The organism is Streptomyces sp. NPDC107521 (assembly GCF_055598485.1).
The window spans coordinates 225,258-231,734 of record NZ_JBVKAT010000012.1; the positions used below are offsets into that span (position 1 = coordinate 225,258).

At 72.1% G+C, this 6,477-nt stretch carries 6 protein-coding genes; all 6 read left to right on the forward strand.

Annotated features, from left to right (window positions below; all coding sequences use genetic code 11):
* Positions 1-26 precede the first annotated feature (26 nt).
* The 6 genes from ACZ7LB_RS19890 (at position 27) to ACZ7LB_RS19915 (ending at position 6,375) form a co-directional block, all read left to right on the forward strand.
* Entirely contained in the window at positions 27-1,274 is a 1,248-nt protein-coding gene (locus ACZ7LB_RS19890) for a polyamine ABC transporter substrate-binding protein (protein WP_471469793.1), read from the forward strand.
* Positions 1,275-1,279: 5 nt separating this feature from the next.
* Positions 1,280-2,461, forward strand: a complete 1,182-nt coding sequence (locus ACZ7LB_RS19895; RefSeq protein WP_471469811.1) for an ABC transporter ATP-binding protein — start codon at positions 1,280-1,282, stop codon at positions 2,459-2,461.
* Positions 2,458-3,384, forward strand: coding sequence for an ABC transporter permease (locus ACZ7LB_RS19900; protein ID WP_471469794.1), 927 nt, complete (start codon positions 2,458-2,460; stop codon positions 3,382-3,384). The genes ACZ7LB_RS19895 and ACZ7LB_RS19900 overlap by 4 nt, the downstream gene beginning before the upstream one ends.
* Before the next feature lie 2 nt (positions 3,385-3,386).
* Complete coding sequence (locus ACZ7LB_RS19905) at positions 3,387-4,187, forward strand: ABC transporter permease (protein WP_471469796.1); 801 nt, start codon at positions 3,387-3,389, stop codon at positions 4,185-4,187.
* Positions 4,188-4,234: 47 nt separating this feature from the next.
* Complete coding sequence (locus ACZ7LB_RS19910; protein ID WP_471469798.1) at positions 4,235-5,662, forward strand: NAD(P)/FAD-dependent oxidoreductase; 1,428 nt, start codon at positions 4,235-4,237, stop codon at positions 5,660-5,662.
* 254 nt (positions 5,663-5,916) lie between these two features.
* Positions 5,917-6,375 (forward strand): hypothetical protein, encoded by a 459-nt coding sequence (locus ACZ7LB_RS19915; RefSeq protein ID WP_471469800.1) that lies wholly within the window; start codon positions 5,917-5,919, stop codon positions 6,373-6,375.
* Positions 6,376-6,477 lie beyond the last annotated feature (102 nt).

The following is a 6,477-nucleotide window of genomic DNA, read 5'->3' on the forward strand; positions in this document are numbered from 1 at the left end:
CGCCCACCCGGAAGGGCACCACGCGCATGGAGCAGTACGAGCCCGACCGCCTCTCCCCGGCCCGAGCGGCCGCCCTGCGGCGCAGCCTCACCAACGGCAGGGCCGCGCTCACCCGGCGCTCGCTGCTGCGCGCCTCGGCGGGCGGGGCGCTCGCGGCCGGCGGTGCCCTGGCGCTGGGCGGCTGCGGCATCCCCCCGGCCGGCCGGACCGGGGGCGGCACCGCCGCCGAGGACCGGTCCGAGGAGGAGCGGACCGTCACCTTCTCCAACTGGACCGAGTACATGGACGTCGACGACAGCGGCCGGCGCCATCCGACGCTGGAGGCGTTCACCCGCCGCACCGGCGTCAAGGTCACCTACAACGAGGACATCAACGACAACAGCGAGTTCTTCGGCCGCATCCAGGCCCAGCTCGCCGCGGGCCAGGACACCGGCCGCGACCTCGTCGTCCTCACCGACTGGCTGGCCGCCCGGCTGATCCGGCTGGGCTGGGTGCAGAAGCTCGATCCGGCCAACCTGCCGCACGCCTTCGCCAACCTCTCGGCCCAGTTCCGCAGCCCCGACTGGGACCCCGGGCGCGCCTACTCCTATCCCTGGCAGGGCATCTCCACGGTCGTCGCCTACAACCGCGAGGCCCTGGACGGCATCGAGGTGCGCTCCGTCTCCGACCTGCTCGACAACCCCCGCCTCAAGGGCCGCGTCGGCTTCCTCACCGAGATGCGCGACACCATGGGAATGATGCTGCTGGACATGGGCAAGGACCCGGCCCGCTTCTCCGCCGACGACTACGACGCGGCCGTCGCCCGGCTCCAGAAGGGCGTCGACCGGGGCCAGATCCGCCGCTTCACCGGCAACGACTACACCTCCGACCTCACCAAGGGCGATCTGGCGGCCTGCCTCGCCTGGGCCGGTGACATCGTCCAGCTCCGGGCGGACAACCCGGACGTGGGCTTCGTCATCCCCGAGAGCGGCTACATCACCTCCAGCGACAACCTGCTGATCCCCAACCGGGCCCGGCACAAGACCAACGCCGAACGGCTCATCGACCACTACTACGAGCCCCGGCAGGCCGCGGAGCTGGCCGCGTACATCAACTTCGTCTGCCCCGTCGACGGGGTGAAGGACGAACTGGCGAGGATCGACGAGGACGCGGCGGAGAACCCGCTGATCATTCCCGACCGGGCCATGCAGGCCGGGTCCCACTCCTTCCGCTCGCTCGGCGCGAAGGAAGAGACGGCCTGCGAAGAGAAGTTCGCGAAGCTCACTGGGGCGTGACGACGATGAAGACCAGCACAGACGCGACCGGCCGCGGCGGCGACGTCCGCCTCACCGGCATCAGCAGGACCTACGGCTCCTTCACCGCGGTGCACCCGCTCGACCTGACCGTGCCCCAGGGCTCCTTCTTCGCCCTGCTCGGCGCCTCCGGCTGCGGAAAGACCACCACCCTGCGCATGATCGCCGGGCTGGAGGAGCCCAGCACCGGCACCGTCCACCTCGGCGACCAGGACGTCACCGCCCTGCCGCCGTACAAGCGGCCGGTGAACACCGTCTTCCAGTCCTACGCCCTCTTCCCGCACCTCGACATCTTCGAGAACGTCGCCTTCGGACTGCGCAGGCGCGGCGTCAGGGGCGTGAAGAAGCGGGTCGACGAGATGCTCGGGCTCGTCCAGCTCGGCGAGCAGGCCCGCAAGAAGCCGCACCGGCTCTCCGGCGGGCAGCAGCAGCGCGTCGCGCTCGCCCGCGCCCTGATCAACCACCCCCGGGTGCTGCTGCTCGACGAACCGCTCGGCGCCCTCGACCTCAAGCTGCGCCGCCAGATGCAACTGGAGCTCAAACGCATCCAGACCGAGGTCGGCATCACCTTCGTGCACGTCACGCACGACCAGGAGGAGGCCATGACGATGGCCGACACGGTCGCCGTGATGAACGGCGGACGCGTGGAGCAGCTCGGCGCCCCCGCCGACCTCTACGAGAACCCGCGGACCACCTTCGTCGCCAACTTCCTGGGCACCTCCAACCTGATAGCGGCCGAGGCCGAGGGCGGCTCGGGGGAGGACGTCGTGGTGCGGGCCGCCGGGGACCGCCTGACGCTGCCCGCCGCCCGCTGCCCCGCCCCGGTGGGCCGGGGCGGCACCGTCCTCGTCGGCGTCCGCCCGGAGAAGACCGGCATCACCCACGCCGACGACGCCGACTCGGTCCCCGAGGGCCGCAACCGGCTCCGCGGACGGATCACCGGCACCAGCTTCATCGGCGTCTCCACCCAGTACCTCGTCGACTGCGCGGCCTGCCCCGGCTTCGAGGTCTACGTCCAGAACATCGACCGGGACACCCGGCTGGTCCCCGGCGCCGAGGTGGTCCTGCACTGGAACCCGGCCCACACCTTCGGCCTGGACGCGGCCCAGTCCCCGCTCGCCGGGACGGCGGAGGCCCAGGACGCGGCCGGGGACGGGGCCGCCCGATGAGCACCCTCACCGAGGCGGCGGCGCCCGCCCCGCCCGCCCCGGAGGCGGCGCCCCCGCGCCGGCGCCGGCGGCTGACCCCGTACTGGCTGCTGCTGCCCGGCATGCTCTGGCTGCTCGTCTTCTTCGCCCTGCCAATGGTCTACCAGGCGTCCACCTCCGTGCAGACGGGCTCCCTGGAGGAGGGCTACGAGGTCACCTGGCACATCGCCACCTACTGGGACGCCCTGTCCACGTACTGGCCGCAGTTCCTCCGCTCGGTGGCCTACGCCGCCTCCGCGACCGTGCTGTGCCTGCTGCTCGGCTACCCGCTCGCCTATCTGATCGCCTTCCGGGCGGGCCGCTGGCGCAACCTGCTCATGATCCTGGTGATCGCTCCGTTCTTCACCAGCTTCCTCATCCGCACCCTCGCCTGGAAGACGATCCTCGCCGACGGCGGACCCGTCGTCGGCCTCCTGAACACCCTGCACGTCCTGGACGTCACCGCCTGGCTCGGCTGGACGTCCGGCGACCGGGTGCTGGCCACCCCGCTCGCCGTGGTCTGCGGCCTCACCTACAACTTCCTGCCGTTCATGATCCTGCCCCTGTACACCTCGCTGGAGCGCATCGACGGACGGCTCCACGAGGCCGCCGGGGACCTCTACGCCCGGCCCGCCACCGTCTTCCGCCGGGTCACCCTCCCGCTGTCCACGCCCGGCGTCGTCGCGGGCACCCTGCTCACCTTCATCCCCGCCACCGGCGACTACGTCAACGCCTCCCTGCTCGGCTCCGCCGACACCGGAATGATCGGCAACGTGATCCAGTCGCAGTTCCTGCGGGTGCTGGACTACCCGACGGCGGCGGCCCTCTCCTTCCTCCTCATGGCCGCCATCCTCGCCATGGTCACCTTCTACATCCGCAGGTCGGGGACGGAGGAGCTGGTCTAGCGATGCCCCTCGTCAACTGGTTCAAGCGCAATCTGGTGGTGATCGCCGGACTGCTGACGCTCGCCTACCTCCTGCTGCCGAACGCCGTCGTCACGGTGTTCTCCTTCAACAGGCCCAACGGGCGCTTCAACTACGCCTGGCAGCAGTTCTCCGCCGACGCCTGGAAGGACCCGTGCGGGGTCGCCGGGCTCTGCGCCTCCCTCTCGCTCAGCCTGCGGATCGCCCTCTGGGCGACGCTCGGCGCCACCGCGCTGGGCACCGCCATCGCCTTCGCGCTGGTCCGCTACCGCTTCCGCGCCCGCGGCGCCGTCAACTCGCTGATCTTCCTGCCGATGGCGATGCCCGAGGTGGTGATGGCCGCCTCGCTGCTCACCCTGTTCCTCAACACGGGCGCCAGGCTGGGCTTCTGGACCATCCTCATCGCCCATGTCATGTTCTGCCTGAGCTTCGTGGTGACGGCCGTCAAGGCGCGGGTCATGTCGATGGACCCCCGGCTGGAGCAGGCCGCGCAGGACCTCTACGCCGGTCCCTTCCAGACCTTCGTCCGGGTCACCCTGCCGATCGCCGCCCCCGGCATCGCGGCGGGCGCGCTGCTCGCCTTCGCCCTCTCCTTCGACGACTTCATCATCACCAACTTCAACGCGGGTTCCACCGTCACCTTCCCCATGTTCGTCTGGGGATCGGCGCAGCGCGGAACACCCGTTCAGATCAATGTCATCGGGACGGCCGGGTTCGTCGTCGCCGTACTGTTCGTCCTGGTCTCCATGGCCGTCGGCAACCGCCGGAACCGCCACCGGCCATGAGCGCGGGCCGACCACGCCCCCGGCGCACCTCGTAGGGAGTTGACATCATGGCCCCGAGAGCCATGAGCCGCAGCAGTGACCGGACCGCGTCCCTGGCCGGCGTCCGGCCCGTCCCGTACTGGCTGGACGACCCCGGCCGCCCCCGCCCCGAACCCGCCCTCACCGGCCCCGCCAACTGCGACCTGCTGGTCGTCGGCGGCGGCTACAGCGGCCTGTGGACCGCGCTGCTCGCCAAGGAGCGCGACCCCGGGCGGGACGTGGTGCTGCTGGAGGGCCGCGAGGTGGGCTGGGCCGCCTCCGGCCGCAACGGCGGCTTCTGCGCCGCCTCCCTCACCCACGGACTGGCCAACGGCCTCGCCCGCTGGCCCGGCGAGATCCACCGGCTGGAGGACCTGGGCGCCCGCAACCTGGACGCCGTCGAGGACGCCGTCGCCCGGTACTCCCTGGACTGCGAGTTCGAGCGCACCGGCGAGATCGACGTCGCCACCGAGCCGTACCAGGCCCGCGAACTCGCCGACCGGTACGGCGAGATCGAGGCCGCGGGCCTCGCCGACGGCTACACCCACCTGGACGCCGACGCCCTGCGGGAGCAGATCGACTCGCCCACCTTCCGCTCCGGGCTGTGGGACCGCCGGGGCGTGGCCGTGCTCAACCCGGCCCGGCTCGCCTGGGGCCTCAAGCGCGCCTGCCTCGGCCTGGGCGTCCGCGTCCACGAGCACACCCCCGCCCTGACCCTGCGGCGCCACGGCCCCGGCATGTCCGTCCGCACCCCCCACGGCGGCGTCCGCGCCCGCGCCGTCGCCCTCGGCACCAACGTCTTCCCCAGCCTGGTGCGGCGGGTGCGCCCCTACACCGTTCCGGTCTACGACTACGCCCTGATGACCGAGCCCCTCTCAAAGGCCCGGCTCGCCTCCGTGGGCTGGCGGAACCGGCAGGGGATCGGCGACAGCGCCAACCGGTTCCACTACTTCCGGCTCTCCGCCGACAACCGGGTGCTGTGGGGCGGCTACGACGCCGTCTACCCCTACGGGGGCCGGGTGCGCGCCGAGTACGACGACCGCCCGGAGACCTACGCCCGGCTGGCGGACCACTTCTTCACCTGCTTCCCGCAACTGGAGGGCGTCCGCTTCACCCATGCCTGGGGCGGCGCCATCGACACCTGCTCCCGCTTCTCGGCCTTCTTCGGCACCGCCCACCGGGGCCGGGTCGCCTACGCCGCCGGATACACCGGACTCGGCGTCGGCGCGACCCGGTTCGGCGCCGAGGTGATGCTCGACCTGCTCGCCGGGGAGCGCACCGAACGCACCGAACTGGAGATGGTCCGCACCAAGCCGCTGCCCTTCCCGCCCGAGCCGTTCGCCTGGGCCGGGATCGCGCTCACCCAGTGGTCCCTGGCCCGCGCCGACACCCACGACGGGCACCGCAACCTGTGGCTGCGCACCATGGACCGGCTGGGCCTGGGCTTCGACAGCTAGGGCCTCTCGTCTGGATCATGCCGGGCCCGCGAGGTCCGGCCTGATCCAGACGAAAGACCCAGCCCCCGACGACCGCCGCACCCGGACTCCGGCGGGGCGGGACGGGCGCGCCGCGGTGGCGGGGGCGACGGCAACGGGCCGGTGTGACCCGGCTCACCCCAACGGGCCGCCCGAAGCCGCGTAATGCCCGCCGAGGGGCCCTGTCTCCCTGGTGGACGCAACCCGCGTCCACCAGTGAACAGGGAGGTCCTCACATGCCCGGTGCGCAGACCGCGCTCGCCTGGCTGGCGTCCGCCGCACCCGACCCCGAGTCCTGCCGGAGGGAGTGGGAGCGCAACCCCCTGGGGGTCGCGCTGCTCCCGGCCGGACACCGCTGGGACGTGCTCATCCTGCCGAGCCGGCTCGGCCACCCCACCCTGGACGTGCTCACCCGCGTCCTCGACCAGCCCGGTCCGGTGCTCGCCGACTTCGGCGACGCCCGGACCGGGTTCTTCGTGCCGCCCGGCACCGCGACCCGCTGGCTCGGCACCGGAATCCGGACCGCCGGGGTCGGCACCTGGATCGTCGTGCCCTATCCGGGACGGCCCGCGACCGGCGGAATCCGCTGGCTGATCCCCCCGGACGGCACCGGCACGCTCACCGATCCGGGCCTGCTGGAGCTGGCGATGCACGAGGCCGCGGCGGCGCTCGCGACGGGCGGGAACGAAGGGTGATCCGCGCGAGGGGTTGACAACCACATTGGTCTGGACCAAGTTGAACGCGCTCCGCCCTCCCCATCTCCCCCATGTCCGGAGGCATTTGTGGACCGTCCCAGA

Coding starts and splice junctions, on each gene's coding strand:
- ACZ7LB_RS19890 (WP_471469793.1), top strand. CDS start 27: ATGGAGCAGTACGAGCCCGACCGCCTCTCCCCGGCCCGAGCGGCCGCC.
- ACZ7LB_RS19895 (WP_471469811.1), top strand. CDS start 1,280: ATGAAGACCAGCACAGACGCGACCGGCCGCGGCGGCGACGTCCGCCTC.
- ACZ7LB_RS19900 (WP_471469794.1), top strand. CDS start 2,458: ATGAGCACCCTCACCGAGGCGGCGGCGCCCGCCCCGCCCGCCCCGGAG.
- ACZ7LB_RS19905 (WP_471469796.1), top strand. CDS start 3,387: ATGCCCCTCGTCAACTGGTTCAAGCGCAATCTGGTGGTGATCGCCGGA.
- ACZ7LB_RS19910 (WP_471469798.1), top strand. CDS start 4,235: ATGGCCCCGAGAGCCATGAGCCGCAGCAGTGACCGGACCGCGTCCCTG.
- ACZ7LB_RS19915 (WP_471469800.1), top strand. CDS start 5,917: ATGCCCGGTGCGCAGACCGCGCTCGCCTGGCTGGCGTCCGCCGCACCC.